This is a genomic window from Mesorhizobium sp. KR2-14, from assembly GCF_040049255.1.
Classification (GTDB): Bacteria; Pseudomonadota; Alphaproteobacteria; order Rhizobiales; family Rhizobiaceae; genus Pseudaminobacter.
The window spans coordinates 234,026-255,604 of sequence record NZ_JBDZDR010000007.1 but is presented as its reverse complement, the minus strand read 5'-3'; the positions used below and the strand labels follow the sequence as shown (position 1 = coordinate 255,604).

Below are 21,579 nucleotides of genomic sequence, written 5' to 3'. Positions count from 1 at the left end.
GCGGCACCGGATCGGTTTTCGGCGACAGACCCCCTCCATCGAGCCGGGTCCATGTCGAGCCTGATATGGGTATGGCCGGAATTTCCTCAAGATGTCCCTGTGGTGCCGACAAAGAAAAACGGCGCAGACCGAAGTCTGCGCCGTTTTCGTAACACGATGCCAGGCCCTTAGCCGTTTACAGCTGCCAGGACACCATCGCCGTCGGCCGGTTCGGCAGCGGGAGCGACCTGTTCGGAACCGGCCGCGCCGTCTTCTGCCGTCGGGCTCTCGCGGCGCGGGCGGCGGCCGCGACGCGGCGCTGCTGCCTTGTCCTCGGCCTTGGCATCTTCATTTTCCGCCGAAGCCTCGACCTTCTCGGTCGGCTGCTCCTGGTTGCGCATCGGGCGGCGGCCGCGTCCGCGCCCGCGGCCTTCCGTCGTTTCGACCGCCGTCTCCGCGGTCAGCGCGACTTCCGCCGGCGTGCCTTCGATGACGGGCTGCGGACCGGAGCCGTGGATTTCGGCCGAAGCGGCTGCAAGCTCAGGCTCCTGCTCCTGCCCACCGGCCGCGGCGGTCGCGGGCTGCACATTGCCCTGGTTCTCGAACTCTTCGCGATCCTGATCCGAATCGTCGTCGACTTCGTCGCGGCTGTGGTGAACATGCTGGTGCTGCATCTGCCCCTGGGCGGCTGCAATGATGCGGTTGTAGTGCTCGGCATGCTGCAGGTAGTTTTCCGCCATTACGCGGTCGCCGGCGCTCTGGGCGTCGCGAGCCAAGGTTGCGTATTTCTCGGCGATCTGCTGCGCGGAGCCGCGAATCTTCACGTCCGGGCCGTTGCTTTCGTAGTTGCGCGTAAGCGGGTTCGGCCCCTTGCGACCGTTGCCGTTGTTTCCGCCGCCGTTGTTGCGGCCGCGCATACGCCTGTTCTGCTGTTGTGGCCTCATCAGACTCTCTTCATTTTGAAAACATCTCGCGAACGGAGCGCGCCAACGGCCAGCCGTTTAATGTAGTTCCGACGGTGTTCGCCCGCATCATTTGCGTTGGCGTCACGTACCATTCCGTTCCGGTCTCATGTCACTTGCCGGGTGATCCCCGCACGAAGCAGACGCGTTGTCCACGCAAGAAGGCAGTCTGTTTCAAAGGGAACCGAACCGATTACAGCACTGCCTGCTTCGTCTCATCCGGTATTTCGAACCTAGCGGCATTCCCGAGACTTGCCAAGTATTTTTTCGTTCCATGGCAAGGCTTTGATTCAACGACCGAAAACCAACACGCGATCGTTCCCGGCCAGATCAAATGCATCGGCCGTGAGTTGATACCCGGCCGCGCCGAAAATCCCGCTCACATCTGCTTTTTGATCGAAACCGATTTCTAGGGCGACCCTTCCGCCAGCCTCGAGATACGCCGCCGCGCCGGCAGCTATGGTGCGATAGGCGTCGAGACCATCTTCGCCTCCATCCAGCGCCAGTAGCGGGTCGAACCGCTTCACTTCGGGCTGGAGAGCACCAATATCCGTGCTCCTTATATAAGGGGGGTTTGAGACAATTAAATGGAAGCGACCGGAAATTTTTGTGAACCAGTCGCTTTGCAGCGCGGTAAAGCACGCCGCCAATCCCAGCGCTTCGGCGTTCAGGCGCGCGGTGGCAAGCGCATCGACTGAAATGTCGACGCCGACGGCGACGGCTTGCGGCACCTCATTAAGCAGCGCAAGCGGTATGGCTCCGGTGCCGGTGCCCAGGTCCAGGATGCGGCAGGCGCCTTCCCTTTCCGCCATCTCGCGCACGAATGGCAGAACCAGATCGACAAGGGTTTCGGTGTCGGGCCGGGGCTCCAGCGTTTCGGGCGAAAGCATCAGCTTGAGGCCGTAGAACTCGCGAAAGCCGAGAATCCGGTGAACCGGCTCGCCGTTGATCCGACGCTCCAGCGCGGCATCGATGGCCGTAACAGCCGTCGCGTCCAGCTCCCGTTCGGGCGAGCTGATGGCATCGCTGCGGGTGGTGCCGGAGAAATGTTCGACGATCAGCCTTGCGTCGATGTCGGGGGTTGCCACGCCGGCCGCCACAAGCCGCGACCGCGCCGCGCGCAACGTGGGGCCCAGCGCGTGTTCGGCCACGTCAGGCATCGAGGCCCATATCGGCCAGCAGCCTGGATTGATGATCCGAGATCAGCGGCGCGATGATGTCTTCCAGTTCGCCCATCATAACCCGGTCGAGCTTGTAGAGGGTCAGATTGATGCGATGGTCGGTCACCCGCCCTTGCGGGAAATTGTAGGTGCGGATGCGTTCCGAGCGGTCGCCGGAGCCCACCTGCGCCTTGCGCGATTCGGAGCGTTCGGCGTCGGCCTTGGTGCGTTCCATGTCGAACAGCCGCGAACGCAGGATCTGCATGGCCCGCGCCCGGTTCTGGTGCTGCGACTTCTCGGCCTGGACGACCATGATGCCGGTCGGGATATGGGTGATGCGCACCGCCGAATCGGTGGTGTTGACGTGCTGGCCGCCCGAGCCGGAGGCCCGCATCGTGTCGATGCGAATGTCTTCCGACCGGATTTCGATGTCCACCTCCTCGGCCTCGGGCAAAACCGCCACGGTCGCGGCGGAAGTGTGGATGCGTCCGCTGCCTTCGGTTTCAGGCACGCGCTGCACGCGGTGCACGCCGGACTCATATTTCAGCTTGGCGAAGACGCCCTTGCCCGAAACCGTGGCGATGATTTCCTTGAAGCCGCCCACGTCGCCTTCGCTGGTGGAAACGACTTCCATGCGCCAGCCCTGTTCGGCCGCATAGCGCTCGTACATGCGAAACAGGTCGCCCGCAAACAGCGCCGCCTCGTCGCCGCCGGTGCCAGCGCGGATTTCCAGGATCGCGTTCTTGTCGTCGGCCGCATCCTTGGGCAGCAGCAGGATCTGGATGTCCTTCTGCAGGGCCTCGATCCTGTCTTCCACCGCCGGCAGTTCGCCTTCGGCCAGCGCACGCATCTCGGCGTCGGTGGCCTTGTCGTCCAGCATCGCATCCAGGTCGGCCAGTTCCTGCTCCGCGGCGCGCAGTTCCCGGATCTTGGCCACCATCTCCTGGATGTCGGCATATTCCGAGGCCATCTTCACATATGCGTCCGGATCGGGGCCAGCCGCCATCTGCGCCTCGAGCATGTCGAAGCGCTTAACTACCTGGTCCATGCGATCGCGGGGCAGATTGGTCATTGTCATTGATACTCGACGGGATTCACGTCAGGCGCGCCGGCCATCGGCGCTGATATACGCGACCTACATATAGGGACGAAACACCGCAACCGCAGAAATTCTTCATTCGCAGGCCGCCATCGCTCAGGTGTCAAAGAGGAATCGAGCGGTCATCCGCGAAGGTCTGCAACAGCGCCCGCATCGGCAAGCTCACGCTGGGGCCTTCAAGGTTGTCCTCCAGGAACGCCTTCAGCTCGGACACCGGCAGCTCCGCCAGCATCGCCTTGACCGGGCCGATGGAGGCGGGCGACATCGAGATCGAGCGGTAACCGAGCCCGATCAGCGCCATGGCCGAGATCGGCTTTCCGGCCAGTTCCCCGCACAGCGTCACCGGCGTGTGGTTGCGCCGGCCGGCATCTGCAATGTGCTTGAGCACGCGCAGGAAAGGCACCGACAGCGGGTCGAAGCGGTCGGAGAGCTGGGTGTTGCCGCGATCGGCGGCCATCACGAACTGGAACAGATCGTTGGAGCCGACGGACACGAAATCGACCATCTCCATCAGCTCGTCGAGCTGCCACAGCAGCGACGGCACCTCGATCATGGCGCCAAGCTTCAGGCTGGTGGGCAACAGATGCGCGAAGCGCGACAGATGCCGAACCTCGCGGTCGACCATCTCGCGCGCCTGCGCGATCTCGCCCAGTTCCGTCACCATCGGCAGCATGATCCTGAGCTCGCGCCCGCCGGCCGCCTTGAGCAGCGCCCGCACCTGCGAGCGTAGCAGCCCCGGCCGGTCCAGCGTCAGGCGGATCGCTCGCCAACCCAGTGCCGGGTTTTCCTCGTGCACCATGCCCTTGAAGTAGGGAAGCACCTTGTCGCCGCCGATATCGATGGTGCGGAACGTCACCGGCTTGCCCTGCGCGGCATCCAGCACGTCGCGATAGAGAGCTTCCTGCGCCTCCGCGCGCGGCAAGGTCGAAGCCACCATGAATTGCAGTTCGGTGCGGAACAGCCCGATGCCGCCCGCACCCGACTCGGCAAGCTGCGGCAGGTCCACCGCAAGCCCGGCATTGATCAGCAGATCGATATGAACGCCGTCCTTGCTCCGGGAAGGCTTGTTGCGCAGCTCGCGGTAAAGCTCCTGCCGCCTGGCGCGGAAGCGCACCTTCTCGGCATAGACCTTCTCCAGGTCGCCCTGCGGGCGCAGGTGGATGGTCCCGTCCTCGCCATCGACGATGATGGCGTCGCCGTTCTCGGCGAGCGAAACCGCGCCCTTGGCCTGCCCCACCACGGGGATGCCCATGGCGCGGGCCACGATCACCACATGGCTCGTGGCGGTGCCGTCTTCCAGAACCAGCCCGCGCATCTTCTCGCGCGGGTAGTCCAGCAGTTCGGCCGCACCCATGGAGCGGGCAACGATGATCGCATCCTTCGGCAGGGTCGCGGCGATGTCCTCCGGCGCCCGCCCCATCAACTGCCGCAGCAGCCGGTTGGCGAGGTCGTCGAAGTCGCTCATGCGTTCGCGCAGGTAGGGGTCGGTCATGTGCAGCATGCGGGCGCGCATGTCGCTCTGGACCTTTTCCACGGCGGCTTCCGCGGTCAGGCCGTTGCGGATCGCCTCTTCAAGGCGGCGCACCCAGCCGCGATCGTTGGCGAACATGCGATAGGCCTCGAGCACGTCGCGGTGCTCGCCCTCGAACGCCACCTCGCGCCGCGACAGCATGTCATCGATGGACAGCCGCAGCGAACCGAGCGCGGCATCGAGACGGCGCATTTCCTGATCGGAATTCTCGTTGAACAGGTTGGTCACCACGATGCGCGGCTCGTGCAGCACCACGTGGCCAAGCCCGACGCCTTCGTTGAAGGCCAGCCCCTTGAAGCTTGCCGCCCGGCGCAGGTCCAGCTCCAGCCCGCCATGGCGGGTCAGCCGCGCCAGATCGCCCGTCGCGATCATCTCGGCGATCACCATCGCCGTGGTTTCCAGCGCCTCAACCTCATCTTCGCGATAGTGCCGCTTGGTGCGGTTCTGCACCACCAGCACGCCCAGCGTGCGCCCTGCGCGCAGCACCGGCACGCCGAGGAAGGAGTTGTAGATCTCTTCCCCGGTCTCCGGCAGATAGGCGAAGGCCGGATGCTCTTGCGCATTGGAAAGGTTGAGCGGCCGCGCGCTGGCGGCAATCGTGCCGACGAGACCTTCGCCGAGGCGCAGCTGAACGAGGTGGACGGAGCCGGGGTTCAGGCCCTCGGTGGCGTAGAGTTCGAGAACGGAATCGGCGCGCAACACATAAAGGGAGCAGACCTCGGCCACCATGTTCTTGGCGATATCGTGCACGATCCTGTCGAGCCGCTCCTGCGGCTCGAGCGGCTCCGCCATCAGCTCGCGGAGCCGTTTCAAGAGAACGCGCGGACCGGCGGCCGTGTCACGCATCAGGCGTCGTCTCCAAATAGCATCGTCCGGCGTGCATTGTGCCACACGCCGGCTAACGCAAGGACGAAAAATTCGTCTGATCTACTGCTTATCTAGCCCGTAGACCGAATGTAAAGTGCGAACGGCAAGTTCTGTATAAGGACCGTCGATCAGGATCGAAATCTTGATCTCGGAAGTGGTGATCGCACGGATATTGATGCCCTTTTCGGCAAGCGCCTTGAAAGCGGTCGCCGCAACGCCGGCATGGCTGCGCATGCCGATGCCGATCACGGAAACCTTGGACATGCCCTGGTCGTGCTGAACCGCGTCGAAGCCGATTTCGGGGCGGATCTTTTCCAGCACCGCCAGCGCCTTGTCAACATCGCCCGACGGCACGGTGAAGGTCATGTCGGTCGACTTGCCATCCTCGGAGATGTTCTGGACGATCATGTCGACATTGATGTTGGCCTCGGCCAGCGGTCCGAAGATGCCTGCCGCCACGCCCGGCCGGTCGGAAACGCGGCGCAGCGAAATCTGGGCCTCGTCCTTGGCATATGCGATTCCGGTTACGACCTGCTGTTCCACGATTTCATCCTCGTCGCAAATAAGGGTTCCGGGCGGATTGTCGAAATCGCCCATTCCCGGCGCGTCCGGCTCCACAAAGGAAGACCGTACGAAGGTCCGCACCCGGTGCACCATGGCAAGCTCCACCGAACGCACCTGCAGGACCTTGGCCCCGAGGGATGCCATTTCGAGCATCTCCTCGAAGGTGATCCTGCTCATGCGGCGCGCCTTCGGCTCTATGCGCGGATCGGTGGTGTAGACGCCGTCCACGTCGGTATAGATGTCGCAGCGATCGGCCTTCACGGCGGCGGCGATGGCCACCGCGCTGGTGTCGGAGCCGCCGCGCCCGAGCGTCGCGATCCGGTTGTCGGGTCCGATTCCCTGGAAGCCGGCGATGACGGCCACCTGCCCCTGCTTGAAGCGCTCGATCAGGAACGAGCCGTCGATATCGAGAATGCGGGCGGCGCCATGGGCGTTGTCGGTACGGATCGGGATCTGCCAGCCCTGCCAGGAGCGGGCGTTGACGCCGATGTTCTGCAGCGTGATCGCCAGCAGGCCGGCCGTGACCTGCTCGCCGGACGCAACGACGGCGTCATATTCGCGCGCATCGTGCATGGCGGAAGCTTCGCGGGTCCAGGCGACCAACTCATTGGTCTTGCCGGCCATCGCGGAAACGACGACGGCCACTTCATGGCCCGCGTCGACCTCGCGTTTGACGTGGCGCGCCACATTGCGGATGCGGCTGATGTCGGCGACGGAAGTTCCGCCGAATTTCATCACGATACGCGCCATGGAAGCCGGTCGCCCCTTAAACTGTCCCCAGGGCAGTACTGCCACCGGAAAGTCCAAACGAAAGCACCGCGGGAGCCGGGCGCCAAGTCGCGGCCTCCATAGCCAAAAGCTCGCTGTTTCGCAAGACGCGCAATGGGTTCAGGCTCGCAGCCGCTTCGTTAAGCCGCGATGCCGTCATGTCTGTCGTTCGTCGTTCAACCCGCCGGACAGTCCTGCGTCCCCCTCCCCTCGACCAGGAGCGAGACCCCCGCCGACAAAATTGCTGCCTTGACATTCGCCGCCTCACCGCCGACTTCCTTGCAACGAAGGAGACGAGCCATGCCCGAAGCCACGCGATCGACGATCGACACCGCAGAGGTGGAACGCTTTTCGGCCCTCGCCGCTGAATGGTGGAATCCGAACGGAAAATTCCGCCCGCTGCACAAGTTCAACCCGGTGCGACTGGCCTATGTGCGCGACCAGGTGGCCGCGCGCTTCGGCCGTGATTCGCACCAGGCGCGCCCCTTCGAGGGCCTGCGCATCCTCGACATCGGCTGCGGCGGCGGCCTCCTGTGCGAGCCCATGGCGCGCCTTGGCGCCGAGGTGGTCGGCGCCGATGCCTCCGAAACCAACATCGAAGTGGCCAAGCTGCACGCCGCCGAATCCGGCGTGACGGTGGACTACCGCGCCACAACCGCCGAGGCGCTGGCCGATGCCGGCGAGAAGTTCGACGTGGTGCTCAACATGGAAGTGATCGAGCACGTTTCGGACCCGCAGCTCTACATCACCAAATGCGCCGAACTGGTGAAGCCGGATGGCATCATGTTCGTGGCCACCATCAATCGCACGCTGAAGGCGCTGGGGCTGGCAATTTTCGGCGCGGAGTATGTTCTGCGCTGGCTGCCGCGCGGCACCCACCAATATGCCAAGCTGGTGCGGCCCGAGGAACTGGAGCAGTTCCTTGCCAATGCCGGCATGATGATCACCGACCGGACCGGCGTGGCCTACAACCCGCTTGCCGACCGCTGGCAGCGCTCCCGGGACATGGACGTCAACTACATGGTGCTGACGGAAAAGCGGCCGGCCGCCTGAGCGGCCCCCGCCTACGCTTCGGAGGTGCGCGTCTGCGCCTTGGTCGTCATGACCAGCCCGATGGAAATCAGCCCCGCGCCCAGCCAGGTCTCCAACCGGTAGCTTTCGCCGAGGAAGAGCATGCCGGAAATCAGGCCAATGGCGGCGGCGACATAGCCGATCTGGCTAAGATAGACCGGCCCGCCCACCGCCTGCAGGCGGAAGAACACCGCAAACATCGCCGACGAGACGATCACCTGCGCTGCAACCAGCCAGGGCACCTCGGCAAGCGGGCCGAAAGGCAGCCCCCGGGCGCTGGACCCTGCCGCCACCAGCAACATGACTGCCGCCGCGAGATGGCTTCCGGCGGCGAGCTGGATCGGGCCGCTGCCCTCCGGCCAGTCCACCGTGCGGTAGACATTGCCCACTGCCAGGCTGACCGGGATCAGCAACCCAGCCACCACCCAGACCAACTCGGCCGGCTGGTTCGCCTCGCCGCGCGTCAAAGCCACCACGAGCGCGCCGATGAAGCCGACGCCAATGCCCGCGACGCCGAGCACGCTCGGCCGGCGAAGCTTGAGCATCAGCGTGATCGCCAGCGTGAACAGCGGCGACATGGTGAACATGATGCCGGTGAAGCCGACGCCCAGATGCGGGATGGAAGCAAAAAGCAGAAGGTTCGGAATGGCGTAGGACACAGCCGCCACCACGAAGAAATAGCGCAGCATGCGCCGGTCGAGACCAAGGCGCCCACCATTCATCAGCAGCGCCGAGAGCAGCACCGCGCCCGCGCCGAAGGAAATGACGAAAGCCCAGATTGCCGGCGGAACCCCTGCCGCAGCCGCCAGCTTGCCGAACGGCAAGGTGAGACCGAGCAACAAGCCGTTGACGAGCAACAGGCCGATGGCCGAGTTCCACAAAGCTTTCATCGCGCGTCCTTAATCGCTTTCAGCGCGATCTGACCGGAAACGCGGCTGAAACGAATGCGCCAGCCAAAGGAAACAAGGGGGACAACGCGATCATGGCCTTGAGGAATTGATCTTGAGCTTGCGCGCTCTTCGCCGGCGTCGCCAACCTACATACGAGACCACCGCGTCGGCAATCACTGGCGACACACCGAGGTAGAGAAAATTATCCCGGGCTCCAACATCTCGACGCTCTAGCAGCGCATCGTCGGAAAGCGCGGGACGTGCATTCAACGCCGCTCTTGCCCAATTGCCAGCGCCTTCTCCGGTCGGCAACTTTGCCGCGAGTGCGATTTCCCGCCGAACACAAATCCTCTCGATCCGGCCACGCATTTTCTCCTCATAGCCGAAACCCATTTTGAACAGACGGGCATGTGTCGCCACGTGCGCAATCGCCAAGGCCACTCGTTCAATGGTAGTGCTTTCCTGGTTCATGAAGCGCCCATCGAGTCTGCAAGTCCAATCTCGAACGCTGAACTCCACAAAGACACCTGTAAGCAAGATGACACGTATCCGCGCCAAGTCGCGTCGCAGCCGGCGGTAACGGACGGGATCGAACTCGCGGATCAGTGCCAGAGCGCGCTCAACGCTTTCAAGCTCGCCTCCCTTGCCTGAGGCAAAATTGTTGACAAGTTCCAGACCGTCGAAGCTCCGGCGTACGGCAACCTTCAACAAGAGCCAGTCGAAGAATCGATAGATTAACCCGGGCCGGGAGCCGGCGGGCAAGGGAGAGGCGGGCTTCCCCGCCCTCAGTTCCGGTCCTCTGGAAACACCGGGACCGGCATGAAATCCACGCCGTCGTCGGCCAGGCTCTTGGCTTCGTCTAGCGTGGCTTCGCCGTAGATCCCGCGCGCCTCCGTCTCGCCGAAGTGGATCTTGCGCGCCTCGTCCGCGAATTTGTCTCCGACATAGTCGGCGTTCTCGCGAATCTTTTCCGAAAGCGCCTTGAGCTGCGCCAGCGCCTCGCGCTGCTGTGCGCTCATGGCCAGCGCGATCTTCTCCTGCTTGCGGCTAGTGGAGACGGCCGGCGCCATCAGCGCCTTTTCCACCTCGTGCGAGCCGCATATCGGGCAGCTCACAAGCCTGCGCTTTTTCTGTGCCTGGAAGTCGTCATTGCTGCGGAACCACCCTTCGAACTCGTGGGCGCTCTCGCAGGTAAGCGAAAAAGTGATCAAGAGGCTGCTCCCCGCAGCGGTTCTCCCTCGCTCGCCGCCACCGCACTGACGGAGAACTCGCGCGCATTCTTCAGGTTGGGGATCTTGCCGCGCGCAGCGGCCGAAAGCGACGTGTCGATCTCGGCCACGATCACGCCCGGCTCGTCATGGTCGGCCTCGGCAAGGATCTTGCCCCACGGATCGACGATGATCGAATGGCCATAGGTCTCGCGGCCGTCCTCATGCTTGCCGCCCTGGGCGGCAGAGATCATGAAGGCACCGTTTTCGATGGCGCGGGCGCGCTGCAGCACATGCCAGTGCGCCTCGCCGGTCTGGCGCGTGAAGGCAGCCGGGGCCGACAGCACATTGGCGCCGGCCAACGCCCCGGCACGGAAGAGTTGCGGGAAGCGCACGTCGTAGCAGATGCCGAAGGCAAGCCTTGCGAAGGGCAGGTCGGCAACCACTGCTTGCGTGCCCGGCTCATAGGCCGAGGATTCGCGCCAGCTCTCGCCATTGTCGAGATCGACGTCGAACATGTGGATCTTGTCGTAGGTGGCGATGGTCTTGCCCTCGGGCGAAAGCAGCAGCGCGCGGTTGGCAAGCTTGCCGTCTTCGCGCACGATTGCTGTGGAACCCACATGGACGAAAATGCCGAGATCGCGCGCAAGCGATGCCGCGGTTGCCACGATGATGTCCTTGTCCTGCGTGGTAAAGGCCGCCTGCCTTGCTTCCGCATCGCGCACCATTGCGCCGGTCATTTCCGGCGACTGCACATAGGTCGCGCCCTTGCCGGCCGCCTCGCGCACCAGTGCCTCGAAGGTCTCGGCGTTCTTTTGCGGGTCGGTGCCCGTCCGCATCTGGATGGCGGCGGCTTTGAACTTGCTCATGATAATCTCCTCAGCCGAGCGTACCGGTGGCGAGCAGCCCGTCAAGCCGGCCCTGCGCGTCCAGATCATGCAGATCGTCGCAGCCGCCGACGTGGATGCTGCCTACGAAAATCTGCGGGAAGGTAAATCGTCCCGCGCGCTCGATCATCTCCTGCCGAAGCTCCGGCGCGGAGGTGGCGTCGCGCTCTTCATAGGCGACGCCCTTCTTGTCGAGCAGCCGCTTGGCGGCGCTGCAATAGCCGCACAAGGCACGGGTATAGATCGTTACATCGACCATTATCAATGTTCCCAGCGCAAGCTGTCCTGTCCGAGACACCCTCCAACCGAACGAAAATGCGCAAACAAAATCAATCTGCCGGTGCCCGGTCTACCCTCGACGGGTGCTGTCCCTGCGCCGGCTATCCTCCGCTTATATAGTCTCTGCCTCGTCGGGCCGGAAGTCCCCCGGCAGGACGCGCGCGAAGGTCAGCACATCGACGGCACTGGCGCCACCTTTTTTCAACGCCCTTGCCACGGCGCCAACGGTTGCCCCTGTAGTGTAGACGTCGTCCACCACCAGCACCCGCCTTCCGCGCACCTCGACCTCGCGCCCGGACGGCACGCGAAATGCGGCGCGCACATTGGCCTCGCGCTCGGTGCGCCGAAGCCCGACCTGCTGGCGCGTGACCTTTACGCGCGAGAGCGCCAGCGGTTCGAATGGCAGCCCGGTCAATTCGGCCACCACACGGCCAAGCTCCGCAGACTGGTTGAAGCGGCGTTGCAGGAAGCGCCGCCAGTGCAGCGGCACCGGCACCACCACATCCGCATCGGCAATGAGTTCGGCGCCGGCGCGCACCATCCAGCGCGCCATCCAGGGCGCCAGATGCGTGCGGTCGGAATATTTCAGGCCCTGCGCCATTTGCCGTGCGACGCCGGTGTAGGAAACCGCGGCCCGCGCCCGCTCAAACGGCGGCGGGTTGGCGATGGCCTCGGCAGAGAGGAAGCCAGCCCCCATATCATGGGTGAAGGGCGTGCCCATCACCTCGCACCAGGGCTTTTCCAGAAAGCGCAGCTGCGGCCAGCATTGCGCGCAAAGCGAGCCGGGTTGCGAGACGTGGCGGCGGCAGCCGGCGCAGACCGGCGGAAACAGCACGCGCGCCGGCCAATCCAGCGCAGCAAGGGCAAGGCTCTTGAATTGCGGCATCGGATCGGCCACGAGGTTCAGGCTGCGTGCCGCACCATAGGCCGGGCGCAGCCATAACATCAAGGATATCGGCACTTGCAGCCCCTGTTCGACACCAAGCTCCTCATCGCCCGCAAGCGCCGCGCATTGGCGCGTCCCGTTCCCGGCGCCGATTTTCTTCTGACCCGCGCCGCCGAGGAACTTTCCGACCGCCTGGCAACGGTGGAACGCCGGTTCGAAAATGCAGTCGCGGCCTTTTGCGTCACCCCGGCGGCACGCGGTGCAGTACTTGCCAGCGGCAAGGCCGCGAGAGTGCAGCGCATCGAGGCCGACGAGGCTTTCCTCAACGGCGATCCAGGGCTGGTGGCCATGCCCGAAACGCTGCCGCTGGAACCTGAGAGCGTCGATCTCGTCGTGTCCCTCCTGGCGCTACAGGAAGTGAACGACATTCCCGGCATGCTGATCCAGGCGCGCCGCGCGCTCAAACCCGACGGGCTATTCCTGGCAGCCATGGCCGGCGCCGACACGCTGGTGGAGTTGCGCGAAAGCCTGCTGGCGGCCGAAAGCGAGCTTCTTGGCGGGGTCAGCCCACGCGTCAGCCCCTTCGCCGACGTGCGCGACGCCGGCGCGCTCTTGCAGCGCGCGGGCTTCGCACTGCCCGTGGCCGACATCGACACGGTGACGGTTCGCTATGACCATATGTTCGCATTGATCCGGGACCTGCGCGCCATGGGCGAAGCCAACGCCCTCCTTGCCCGTTCGCGTCGGCCGGCAACGCGTGCCCTGTTCGCCCGTGCGGCCGAAATCTATGCTGAGCGCTTTTCCGATCCGGACGGACGGATCCGCGCAACCTTCTCGTTCATCTGGCTGTCGGGATGGGCTCCGGACGCCTCGCAGCAGAAGCCGCTCAAGCCCGGCTCGGCACAGGTTTCACTGGCAAAGATACTTGGCGAAGCCAAGGAGGATTGAGGCCGGCAGGTTGCCCTCAATTGGGGTTGCCGCCCTCGAAGGCTTTCACAAGGCGGCTGTTGGAGTCGCTGAACAGGTATTCCAGCGCATTGCCTGCCTTGCTCACGCCGGCCACGATCGTCAGCGACAGGACCGCGACGATGAGACCGTATTCAACCGCGGTGGCCGCGGACTCGTCCTTCAGGAAACGGCGGGTAAGTGATCGCATCGGTCTTTCACCCCTTTGCCCACAGTCTAACCCTGCCGCGTTAACAAGGGTTAACGGAACAGGCTTAACGGCACGTGAAGGTCCGCCTCAGCAATCGCCGCGCCGCACGCCGTCATTGCGGATGACGCAGATCGCACTTGGCGACGACTGCAGCACGCTGCGGCGGATCGTGTAGCTGCCCCGGTCGATGGAACCGGTGCTGACCATGTCGAGACCGGCCCGGGAGACCTGCGGGCGGGTCCGGGCGTCGAGGAAGGGCACCGCCAGCAGCGCGAAGGCCACTGCCGCCGAACCGAACAGCAAGGCGATCCGCACCGCACCCATGCCGGCGCTCTCGATGCGAGAAGCGCGCGCGCCGCGAACCAGTTCCCACTGCTCCTCGGGTCTCATCCGAACTTCCCCCTGCACCAATGCCGGCCTTGGCCAGCCAGCCATTTCGGCTCAAATTCTCACGATTGGCTGAAGGATTGCTTAACGATCGGAGCGGTCGTGTGCGGCCGGCCGGGCCAGCCAGTTGAAGGCCGCGCCAACCGCCATCAGAACCGCCGTGCCGATGAACACCGCGCGCATGCCGACATGGCCGCCCACGAAGCCGCCGGCGAGCGGACCGATGACCTGGCCGGCATATTGCGCCGACGTCGAGAGGCCGAGCACGTTGCCGGCGACGCGGTCAGGCACGTTGTGGCGGATGACGCTGGCGATGCAGGGCAGCAAGCCGCCCAGCGCCAGCCCCATCAGGAAGCGCAGGCCCACCAGTTGCCAGCCGGCAGTGACAAAAGCCTGCGGCACCAGCAGTACGGCAGACACGGCCAGGCAGCCGATAATGACGGTCCAATGGCCGATGCGGTCAGCCAGCTTGCCCAGCCGCGACGCTGACAGGATGGCGCCAAGCGCGGCCGCCGACATGGCGATGCCGGAAACCATGGTGACCCGGCCGGGATCAGCCACCAGCTGCGCAACATAGACGGTGATGATCGGCTCGATCGACATATTGGCCACCATCAGCAGCAGGCCGGTGGCGAACATGGCGATGATCGGCCGCTTGTCGGGAATAGCTGCCCAGCCGCCCTCCCCCTTGCTTGCCTTTTCGCGTGGCGGCCGCGCCTCCTCGCGAATGAGAAAGGTGGTCGCCAGGAAGGCGACGAAGATCGCCGCGCCGGCCGCAAGGAAGGTCTGGCGGATGCCGATGAGCTGCGGCAGCGCGCCGCCGATCAGCGGCCCGACCAGATTGCCGGCCATCACGCCCGACGACAGCACGCCGAGCGCCCAGCCCGAGCGCTGCCTGGGCGTCTGCGTGGCGACAAGGATGACTGAACCGGAGGCATAGCCGCCTGCGATGCCGGCAAAGAGCCGCAAGGCCACCAGCTGCCAGACATCCTGCGCCATGCCGAGCAGCGACATGGAAACCGCCATGCCGAGGCTGGCTCGGATCAGCATCGACTTGCGCCCGTAGCGGTCACCGAGCCGGCCCCAGAGCGGCGCCGTGAGCGCGGCGGAAAAGAAGGTGGCGCCATAGGCGATGCCCGACCACTGCACGATGGCCGCGTGGTCGGTGACGCCGAGTTGCTCGACATAGAGCGGCAGGAACGGCAGCAGCAGCGTCATCGCCACGATTGTGGTGAAGGAACCGACCAGGCAGACGATCAGGTTCCGCCGCCAATGGACGGATTGCCCGTCCTCGGCCGCCTCGCCCTGCAACGCATTACCGGACAGCCGCGCCACCTATAGCAGGTCGATCAGGAAGGGGATCAGCGGCTCGTCGGCCGGCGGCATCGGGTAGTCGCGCATCTGGCGCGGGCGCACCCACTTCAACACCTGGCCCTCGCGCGGGTGCGGCGTGCCCTCGAACCGCCGGCACACATAGAGCGGCATCAAAAGGTGGAAGTCGTCGTAGCTGTGGCTGGCGAAGGTCAGCGGCGCCAGGCATGCCGCCTTGGTCTCGATGCCGATCTCCTCGCGCATCTCGCGGATCAGCGTTTCCTCCGGCGTCTCGCCGGGCTCGACCTTGCCGCCAGGAAACTCCCATAGGCCGGCGAGCGTCTTGCCCTGCGGGCGCTGCGCCAGAAGCACGCGCCCGTCGGCGTCGACCAGCGCGCAGGCCGCGACCAGGAGAATGCGCTTGCTCATGCCACGGCTCCCGGCGGTCTGCGATAGTGATAGCGATAGACCTCGGTGAAGCCGAGCGACTCGTAGAGATGCCTTGCGGCCTCGTTGGACGCCTCGACCTGCAGCCAGGCCTCCCTCGCGCCGCGCAGGCGCGCCCATTTCAGCGCCGAGCGGATGAGGCGTCGGCCATGGCCCTTGCCGCGCTCGGCGGCCTCGGTGGCAATCTCGAACAGGCCGGCCAGGTCACCGTCATGCACGCAGATCGCGGTGGCTAGCGCGTGGCTGTGGTCTTCCAGCACGAACAGCCCGGCCTCGGGCTTTATCGCGCCAATGATTTCGGACAGGCCAGGCCGCAATTGGGCCGGCAGGTCATGGACCTTCAGCGCGGCGCCGATGAAGCGGCCGATATCCTTCAGCGGAATCTGGTCCATGGCGTCTTCAACGCCGGCCTGATCGAGCGGCAGCCGCATGACCAGCGATTCCGAAAAGACGTCCCAGCCCTCGGCGTCGAGATAGCTCGCCAGCATAGGGCCCGACAGGGGCGACAGCCGGAAGGTAAGCGGCCGCCCATAGGCGCCGAAACGACGGGAAGCGCGAGCGATGCGCTCCTCCAGATTGCCGACATCGCCCGGATCGAGCGGATTGACCGAGTTGAGCCGCTTGGCCGGATGGCCGGCCGTAAGCCGCACCACCCAGGTGCCGTCATAATGCACGGCAGCCGCCGGCCAGGCGCGAAACCCCGCCGCCTCGAAGCGACGGACGCGCGCCAGTTCCGGTATGGGCGTTGTCCCGGCCACCGCCGCCATCAGCTCCTGTAGTCGCCGTTGATGGCGACATATTCCTTGGTGAGGTCGCAGGTCCACACCGTGGCCTTGCCGCGGCCGATGCCGATGTCGGCGCGGATGCGGATCTCGTCGCGCTTCATATAGGCCGAGGTCTGCTCCTCGGAGTAGCTCGGGTCGCGCTCGCCCTCGACGGCAAGGCGGTTGTCGCCGAACCAGATCGACAGGCGGTCGCGGTCGGCCGGCTCGCCGGACTTGCCGACGGCCATGACGACGCGGCCCCAATTGGCGTCCTCGCCGGCCACCGCCGTCTTGACCAGCGGCGAATTGGCGATGGACAGCGCGATGCGCTTGGCCGAGCGTGCCGACTTGGCGCCGGTGACGGTGACTTCCACCTGCTTGCGCGCGCCTTCGCCGTCGCGAACCACCTGCAGCGCGAGGTTCTTGAGTATCTTGTTCAGAGCGCGCTTGAAGGGAGCCAGCCGCGCGTCCTTGATGTCGGAGACCTTGGCCGCGCCGCGCCTGGCCGCCGCACCGGTGGCAAACAGAAGCAGCGTGTCGCTGGTCGAGGTGTCGCTATCGACGGTCACCGAGTTGAAGGTCGGGGCGACGCCCTTGGAAAGCAGTGCCTGCAGCACCGGCGCCTCGATCGGCGCATCGGTGGCGACGAAGGACAGCATTGTGGCCATGTCGGGCGCGATCATGCCCGCGCCCTTGGCGATGCCGTTGATGGTCACGTCGACATCGCCGAGTTTGACGGTTGCGGTGGCGACCTTGGGATAGGTGTCGGTGGTCATGATCGCCTTGGCGGCGTCGGTCCAAAGCTCCGCCTTGGCGTCCTTGACCATGCCGGCCAGCAGATGGCTGAAGCGGTTGGCATCCAGCGGCTCGCCGATGACGCCGGTGGAGGCCTGGAACACCTCGGCCGGCGTGCAGCCCGCAGCCTCCGCCGCGGCCTTGCCGGTCATGCTCGTGGTCTCGCGGCCTCGTCTGCCGGTGAAGGCGTTGGCATTGCCGGAATTGACCACCAGGATGCGCGCCTTGCCGCCGGCAAGATTGTCGCGGCAGAAGTCGACCGGCGCCGACGGGCATTTCGAACGGGTAAACACGCCTGCAACGGCGGTTCCCTCATCGAACACCATCGCGAGGAGGTCGGTGCGGTTCTTGTACTTTATGCCGGCCTCGGCCGTGGCGATGCGCACGCCCTCGATGGACGGCATCTTGGGATATTTTTTGGGCGCGAGGGGGGAAATCGTCTCGGACATGGGACCTCGGAAGGCATAGGGCGCAAACTGTGCCTCGTTTGCCCGATAGCGCGAGGCCACGCAAGGCGTTTTCGCCGGCCAGCTTGCCCGGTAAAGCCCATCTATCCTTGCACGCGGGCCATGATCAGCCCCTGGACTTCCAAAAACGAACAGGGGCGGCAAATGGCTTGCCGCCCCTCGAAGTCTTCTGCCGAACCGCGCTCTCGCTGTCCGGTATGCCGAAAGGCAAAAATTACTTCGCCGCGTCCATCTGGTCGATGGCCTTCTTCAGCTCGGGATCGGTCACATCGATCTTGGCCGCGCCGCGCAGCGACTTGACCAGCTCGAAATACTTGTCGCGCAGCAGAAGCGAGCGCACCTGGCCCTTGACCTGGTCGAATGCCGGCGGCTGCTGGACGCGCTTGTCCTCGACCTTGAAGACGTGCCAGCCGAACTGGCTCTGCACCGGCTCCTTGGTGTAGGTGCCCGGTTCGAGGGCGAATGCGGCCTTCTCGAATTCCGGCACCATCTGGCCGGGGCCGAAATAGCCGAGATCGCCGCCATTGGCGCCCGAACCGGCGTCGGTCGACTTCTCCTTGGCGATGTCCTCGAACTTGGCGCCGGCATCGAGCTGCTTGATGATGGCCTCGGCTTCTTCCTTGGTCTTCACCAGAATGTGACGGGCGTGAACCTCGTTGACCGGCGGCGCATCGGCGATTTCCTTGTCGTAGCGAGCGCGGACCTGATCGTCGGTGATCGCCTTGGCGACCTCCTGGTCGACGACCTGGCTGTGCAGGGCCCGATCCCTGAGGAACTTCATGCGGCGCTGGAACTCGGGGTCCTTGTCGAAGCCCTTGGCCTCGGCCTCGGCTGCCATCAACCGGATCTCGATGATTGCCGACAGCGCTGCGGCCCGGCGCTGTTCGGGGGGAAGCCGCGAAAACTGCTGGTCAAGGTCGCTTTCGGCCAGCGTCAGGTCGGCTTCGGTAATGGGCTGCCCGTTGACAGTCGCCACCACGGCAGCGGGGTCGACGGGCTTGGCCGGAGCTTCCGCCGCGGGCGGGGTTTCCTGCGCAAACGCCTGCTGGGAGGCGGGAACCGCCAGAGCGAGCATCACGCCGAGGCCGGCAAGTGAGGCACGTCGGAAGGAAAGGGGCATCGGAAGTCTCCGGTAGGATTGATGAAACCTTCTGATCAGCACAAATATGGCCGAATTTGGCGCGGGCAACTGCGGCGTTGCCACGTTGACATCGCTTCGGGCCCCTCTTATCTGTCCTTCGACTTGGCGTCCAGAACCGTTTTCCGGGCGCTTTTCGGTGTTACCTGCTCTATATGGACCTTGTGTGGGTTCCGCCGCCACCGGTCGGCACGAATTCGAACTGAAAGGCCTTTTGATGGTCAGTCTCGGCGGCATCGCCCGTAAGATCTTCGGCTCCTCCAACGATCGTCGCGTCAAGGCGACGAGGCCGCGCGTAGCGGCAGTCAATGCTCTTGAAAACGAACTGCAGGCGCTGTCGGACGACGAATTGCGCGCCCGCACCGTGAAGTTCCGTGAGGAACTTGCCAACGGCGCCAATATAGACGACCTGCTGGTGCCCGCCTTCGCCACCGCGCGCGAGGGTGCCCGGCGCGCGCTGGGCCTGCGCCCCTTCGACGTGCAGCTCATCGGCGGCATGGTGCTGCATGACGGCGGCATCGCCGAGATGCGCACCGGCGAGGGCAAGACGCTGGTGGCCACGCTGCCCGTCTATCTCAACGCGCTGACCGGCAAGGGCGTCCACGTCGTCACCGTCAACGACTACCTGGCCAAGCGCGACTCGGAGTGGATGGGCCGCATCTACAAGTTCCTCGGCCTCACCGTCGGCGTCATCGTGCACGGCATGAGCGACGAGGAGCGCCGTGCGGCCTATGCCTGCGACGTCACCTACGCCACCAATAACGAGCTCGGCTTCGACTACCTGCGCGACAACATGAAATACGAGCGCGCGCAGATGGTGCAGCGCCCGCATCATTTCGCCATCGTCGACGAGGTGGACTCCATCCTGATCGACGAGGCGCGCACGCCGCTGATCATCTCGGGCCCGCTCGAAGACCGGTCCGACATGTACAACACCGTCGACGGCTTCATCAAAACGCTGCTCCCGGCCGACTACGAGATCGACGAGAAGCAGAAGACCTCGATCTTCACCGAAGAGGGCACCGAGAAGGTCGAGAACATGCTGCGCGATGCCGGGCTGCTGCGCGGCGAGTCGCTGTATGACATCGAGAACGTGGCCATGGTGCACCACGTGAACAATGCCCTGAAGGCGCACCAGCTGTTCCAGCGCGACAAGGACTACATCGTCAAGGACGGCGAGATCGTCATCATCGATGAGTTCACCGGCCGCATGATGCCCGGGCGCCGCTTCTCGGAGGGCCTGCACCAGGCGCTCGAGGCCAAGGAGCACGTGCAGATCCAGCCCGAGAACCAGACGCTCGCCTCGATCACCTTCCAGAACTACTTCCGCATGTACGAGAAGCTGGCCGGCATGACCGGCACGGCGTCGACCGAAGCGGAAGAATTCGGCAACATCTACGGTCTCGAAGTGACCGAAGTGCCGACCAACCTGCCTGTCCAGCGCATCGACGAGGACGACGAGGTCTACCGGACGGTCGAGGAGAAATACAAGGCGATCGTCAAGGAGATCCGCGAGGCCATCTCGCGCGGCCAGCCGACGCTGGTCGGCACCACTTCGATCGAGAAGTCCGAGCAGCTCGCCGAACGCCTGCGCAAGGAAGGCTTCAAGAACTTCGAGGTCCTTAACGCCCGGCACCACGAGCGCGAGGCGTCCATCGTCGCCCAGGCCGGCAAGCCCGGCGCCATTACCATCGCCACCAACATGGCCGGCCGCGGCACCGACATCCAGCTCGGCGGCAATGCCGAGATGCGCATTGCCGAAGAGCTCGGCGACATGCCGGAAGGCCCCGAGCGCACCGCGCGCGAGCAGGCGATCCGCGACGACATCGCCAGGCTCAAGGAGCAGGCGCTGGCCGCCGGCGGCCTCTATGTGCTTGCCACCGAACGCCATGAAAGCCGCCGCATCGACAACCAGCTTCGCGGCCGCTCCGGCCGTCAGGGCGACCCGGGCCGCTCGAAGTTCTTCCTGTCGCTGCAGGACGACCTGATGCGCATCTTCGGCTCCGAGCGCATGGACGGCATGCTCCAGAAGCTCGGACTGAAGGAAGACGAGGCCATCATCCATCCCTGGATCAACAAGGCTCTCGAAAAGGCGCAGACGAAGGTCGAGGCGCGCAACTTCGACATCCGCAAGAACCTGCTGAAATACGACGACGTGATGAACGACCAGCGCAAGGTCGTCTTCGCCCAGCGCATCGAGCTCATGGACAGCGTGAACCTGTCCGAGACGGTGGCCGAAATGCGCCAGGACGTCATCGAGGACATCGTCGCCAAGCACATCCCCGAAAACGCCTATGCCGAGCAGTGGGACGCGGCAGGCCTCAAGCAGGAGGTTCTGCAGTATCTCAACCTCGACCTGCCGATCGAGGACTGGGTGCAGGAAGAGGGCATCGGCGAAGACGCCATCCGCGAGCGCATCACGGAGCGCGCGGACGCTGCCGCCGCCGACCGCGCCGAACGTTTCGGCCCGGACGTGATGGCCTATGTGGAGCGCTCGGTCGTTCTGCAGACGCTCGATCATCTCTGGCGCGAACATCTGGTCAACCTCGACCATCTGCGCTCGGTGGTGGGCTTCCGTGGCTATGCCCAGCGCGATCCGCTCAACGAGTACAAGTCGGAGGGCTTCGAGCTGTTCCAGGCCATGCTCGGCAACCTGCGCCAGGCAGTGACCGCGCAGCTCATGCGCGTGGAACTGGTGCGCGAGGCGGCCGATGCGCCGCCGCCGCAGGCGCCCGTGGCTCATGGCCACCATGCCGACCCGCTGACCGGCGAGGACGATTTCGGCGATGGCGGCGCCACCCTGGTGCTGGACGACACCCGTGTCGTGCCGGCCGAGGAGCGCGACCCGAAGAACCCGGACACCTGGGGCAAGATCGGCCGCAACGAGCTTTGCCCCTGCGGCTCCGGCAAGAAATACAAGCACTGCCACGGCGCATTTGCCTGAGCGGCGAGCGACCTCAAAC

At 64.9% G+C, this 21,579-nt stretch carries 21 protein-coding genes; 3 read left to right on the top strand and 18 right to left on the bottom strand.

Going from position 1 to position 21,579, the window contains the following annotated elements; genetic code table 11:
- Positions 1-167: 167 nt before the first annotated feature.
- The 5 genes from ABLE86_RS18460 to ABLE86_RS18440 all read right to left on the bottom strand — a co-directional run bounded on the left by ABLE86_RS18460 (position 168) and on the right by ABLE86_RS18440 (position 6,912).
- Positions 168-923, bottom strand: a complete 756-nt coding sequence (locus ABLE86_RS18460; RefSeq protein ID WP_348780430.1) for a DUF4167 domain-containing protein — start codon at positions 921-923, stop codon at positions 168-170.
- Positions 924-1,231: 308 nt separating this feature from the next.
- Positions 1,232-2,101, bottom strand: coding sequence for a peptide chain release factor N(5)-glutamine methyltransferase (gene prmC / locus ABLE86_RS18455; protein ID WP_348780429.1), 870 nt, complete (start codon positions 2,099-2,101; stop codon positions 1,232-1,234).
- Positions 2,094-3,173: a peptide chain release factor 1 gene (gene prfA, locus ABLE86_RS18450; RefSeq protein WP_348780428.1), complete on the bottom strand. Its 1,080-nt coding sequence runs from the start codon at positions 3,171-3,173 to the stop codon at positions 2,094-2,096. Before prfA ends, prmC begins: the two co-directional genes overlap by 8 nt.
- 130 nt (positions 3,174-3,303) lie before the next feature.
- Positions 3,304-5,577: a phosphoenolpyruvate--protein phosphotransferase gene (ptsP, locus tag ABLE86_RS18445; protein WP_348780427.1), complete on the bottom strand. Its 2,274-nt coding sequence runs from the start codon at positions 5,575-5,577 to the stop codon at positions 3,304-3,306.
- Positions 5,578-5,658: 81 nt separating this feature from the next.
- On the bottom strand, positions 5,659-6,912 hold the full coding sequence (locus tag ABLE86_RS18440) for an aspartate kinase (RefSeq protein ID WP_348780426.1): 1,254 nt from the start codon (positions 6,910-6,912) through the stop codon (positions 5,659-5,661).
- Positions 6,913-7,230: 318 nt separating this feature from the next.
- Here ABLE86_RS18440 and ubiG point away from each other — a divergent pair, with 318 nt between their 5' ends.
- Entirely contained in the window at positions 7,231-7,983 is a 753-nt protein-coding gene (ubiG, locus tag ABLE86_RS18435; RefSeq protein WP_348780425.1) for a bifunctional 2-polyprenyl-6-hydroxyphenol methylase/3-demethylubiquinol 3-O-methyltransferase UbiG, read from the top strand.
- Between the two features lie 11 nt (positions 7,984-7,994).
- On the opposite strand, the gene ABLE86_RS18430 is transcribed toward ubiG, so the two are convergent.
- The 6 genes from ABLE86_RS18430 to ABLE86_RS18405 form a co-directional block, all read right to left on the bottom strand.
- Positions 7,995-8,891, bottom strand: a complete 897-nt coding sequence (locus tag ABLE86_RS18430; protein WP_348780424.1) for a DMT family transporter — start codon at positions 8,889-8,891, stop codon at positions 7,995-7,997.
- A 90-nt stretch (positions 8,892-8,981) separates the two neighbouring features.
- Entirely contained in the window at positions 8,982-9,653 is a 672-nt protein-coding gene (locus ABLE86_RS18425; protein ID WP_348780423.1) for a hypothetical protein, read from the bottom strand.
- A gap of 23 nt (positions 9,654-9,676) precedes the next feature.
- A complete protein-coding gene (locus ABLE86_RS18420; protein ID WP_348780422.1) occupies positions 9,677-10,102 on the bottom strand; it encodes a DUF1178 family protein in 426 nt (141 codons plus the stop codon).
- A complete protein-coding gene (locus ABLE86_RS18415) occupies positions 10,099-10,968 on the bottom strand; it encodes a carbon-nitrogen hydrolase family protein (RefSeq protein WP_348780421.1) in 870 nt (289 codons plus the stop codon). Before ABLE86_RS18415 ends, ABLE86_RS18420 begins: the two co-directional genes overlap by 4 nt.
- Positions 10,969-10,978: 10 nt before the next feature.
- Positions 10,979-11,245 (bottom strand): glutaredoxin 3, encoded by a 267-nt coding sequence (gene grxC, locus ABLE86_RS18410; RefSeq protein ID WP_348780420.1) that lies wholly within the window; start codon positions 11,243-11,245, stop codon positions 10,979-10,981.
- Between the two features lie 132 nt (positions 11,246-11,377).
- A complete protein-coding gene (locus ABLE86_RS18405) occupies positions 11,378-12,151 on the bottom strand; it encodes a ComF family protein (protein ID WP_348780449.1) in 774 nt (257 codons plus the stop codon).
- Positions 12,152-12,226: 75 nt separating this feature from the next.
- On the opposite strand from ABLE86_RS18405, the gene ABLE86_RS18400 reads away from it, so the two are divergent.
- On the top strand, positions 12,227-13,099 hold the full coding sequence (locus ABLE86_RS18400; RefSeq protein ID WP_348780419.1) for a methyltransferase domain-containing protein: 873 nt from the start codon (positions 12,227-12,229) through the stop codon (positions 13,097-13,099).
- 16 nt (positions 13,100-13,115) lie between these two features.
- Here the strand turns inward: ABLE86_RS18400 and ABLE86_RS18395 are convergent, their stop codons facing one another.
- From ABLE86_RS18395 to ABLE86_RS18365, 7 genes are all read right to left on the bottom strand, one after another.
- Complete coding sequence (locus tag ABLE86_RS18395; protein ID WP_348780418.1) at positions 13,116-13,307, bottom strand: Flp family type IVb pilin; 192 nt, start codon at positions 13,305-13,307, stop codon at positions 13,116-13,118.
- Positions 13,308-13,394: 87 nt separating this feature from the next.
- Positions 13,395-13,697 (bottom strand): hypothetical protein, encoded by a 303-nt coding sequence (locus ABLE86_RS18390; RefSeq protein ID WP_348780417.1) that lies wholly within the window; start codon positions 13,695-13,697, stop codon positions 13,395-13,397.
- 81 nt (positions 13,698-13,778) lie between these two features.
- Complete coding sequence (locus ABLE86_RS18385; RefSeq protein ID WP_348780416.1) at positions 13,779-15,029, bottom strand: multidrug efflux MFS transporter; 1,251 nt, start codon at positions 15,027-15,029, stop codon at positions 13,779-13,781.
- Positions 15,030-15,434 carry an 8-oxo-dGTP diphosphatase MutT gene (mutT, locus tag ABLE86_RS18380; protein WP_348780415.1) on the bottom strand — a complete coding sequence of 135 codons (405 nt, stop codon included), beginning with the start codon at positions 15,432-15,434 and terminating at the stop codon, positions 15,030-15,032.
- Positions 15,431-16,219: a GNAT family N-acetyltransferase gene (locus ABLE86_RS18375; protein ID WP_348780414.1), complete on the bottom strand. Its 789-nt coding sequence runs from the start codon at positions 16,217-16,219 to the stop codon at positions 15,431-15,433. The genes mutT and ABLE86_RS18375 overlap by 4 nt, the downstream gene beginning before the upstream one ends.
- On the bottom strand, positions 16,219-17,460 hold the full coding sequence (gene argJ / locus ABLE86_RS18370; protein ID WP_348780413.1) for a bifunctional glutamate N-acetyltransferase/amino-acid acetyltransferase ArgJ: 1,242 nt from the start codon (positions 17,458-17,460) through the stop codon (positions 16,219-16,221). The genes ABLE86_RS18375 and argJ overlap by 1 nt, the downstream gene beginning before the upstream one ends.
- A gap of 232 nt (positions 17,461-17,692) precedes the next feature.
- On the bottom strand, positions 17,693-18,598 hold the full coding sequence (locus ABLE86_RS18365) for a peptidylprolyl isomerase (protein ID WP_348780412.1): 906 nt from the start codon (positions 18,596-18,598) through the stop codon (positions 17,693-17,695).
- A gap of 235 nt (positions 18,599-18,833) precedes the next feature.
- Here ABLE86_RS18365 and secA point away from each other — a divergent pair, with 235 nt between their 5' ends.
- The gene (gene secA / locus ABLE86_RS18360) at positions 18,834-21,560 is read left to right on the top strand and encodes a preprotein translocase subunit SecA (RefSeq protein WP_348780411.1); all 2,727 of its coding nucleotides are present in this window, start codon (positions 18,834-18,836) and stop codon (positions 21,558-21,560) included.
- Positions 21,561-21,579: the final 19 nt, after the last annotated feature.

Bases quoted from the DNA above. Each gene is read 5' to 3' on its own strand.
- ABLE86_RS18440 (WP_348780426.1), bottom strand. From the start codon at position 6,912: ATGGCGCGTATCGTGATGAAATTCGGCGGAACTTCCGTCGCCGACATC.
- ABLE86_RS18405 (WP_348780449.1), bottom strand. From the start codon at position 12,151: ATGCCGCAATTCAAGAGCCTTGCCCTTGCTGCGCTGGATTGGCCGGCG.
- ABLE86_RS18365 (WP_348780412.1), bottom strand. From the start codon at position 18,598: ATGCCCCTTTCCTTCCGACGTGCCTCACTTGCCGGCCTCGGCGTGATG.
- prfA (WP_348780428.1), bottom strand. From the start codon at position 3,173: ATGACCAATCTGCCCCGCGATCGCATGGACCAGGTAGTTAAGCGCTTC.
- ABLE86_RS18415 (WP_348780421.1), bottom strand. From the start codon at position 10,968: ATGAGCAAGTTCAAAGCCGCCGCCATCCAGATGCGGACGGGCACCGAC.
- ubiG (WP_348780425.1), top strand. From the start codon at position 7,231: ATGCCCGAAGCCACGCGATCGACGATCGACACCGCAGAGGTGGAACGC.
- mutT (WP_348780415.1), bottom strand. From the start codon at position 15,434: ATGAGCAAGCGCATTCTCCTGGTCGCGGCCTGCGCGCTGGTCGACGCC.
- ABLE86_RS18375 (WP_348780414.1), bottom strand. From the start codon at position 16,219: ATGGCGGCGGTGGCCGGGACAACGCCCATACCGGAACTGGCGCGCGTC.
- ABLE86_RS18460 (WP_348780430.1), bottom strand. From the start codon at position 923: ATGAGGCCACAACAGCAGAACAGGCGTATGCGCGGCCGCAACAACGGC.
- prmC (WP_348780429.1), bottom strand. From the start codon at position 2,101: ATGCCTGACGTGGCCGAACACGCGCTGGGCCCCACGTTGCGCGCGGCG.
- grxC (WP_348780420.1), bottom strand. From the start codon at position 11,245: ATGGTCGATGTAACGATCTATACCCGTGCCTTGTGCGGCTATTGCAGC.
- ABLE86_RS18395 (WP_348780418.1), bottom strand. From the start codon at position 13,307: ATGCGATCACTTACCCGCCGTTTCCTGAAGGACGAGTCCGCGGCCACC.
- ABLE86_RS18430 (WP_348780424.1), bottom strand. From the start codon at position 8,891: ATGAAAGCTTTGTGGAACTCGGCCATCGGCCTGTTGCTCGTCAACGGC.
- ptsP (WP_348780427.1), bottom strand. From the start codon at position 5,577: ATGCGTGACACGGCCGCCGGTCCGCGCGTTCTCTTGAAACGGCTCCGC.
- ABLE86_RS18390 (WP_348780417.1), bottom strand. From the start codon at position 13,697: ATGAGACCCGAGGAGCAGTGGGAACTGGTTCGCGGCGCGCGCGCTTCT.
- argJ (WP_348780413.1), bottom strand. From the start codon at position 17,460: ATGTCCGAGACGATTTCCCCCCTCGCGCCCAAAAAATATCCCAAGATG.
- secA (WP_348780411.1), top strand. From the start codon at position 18,834: ATGGTCAGTCTCGGCGGCATCGCCCGTAAGATCTTCGGCTCCTCCAAC.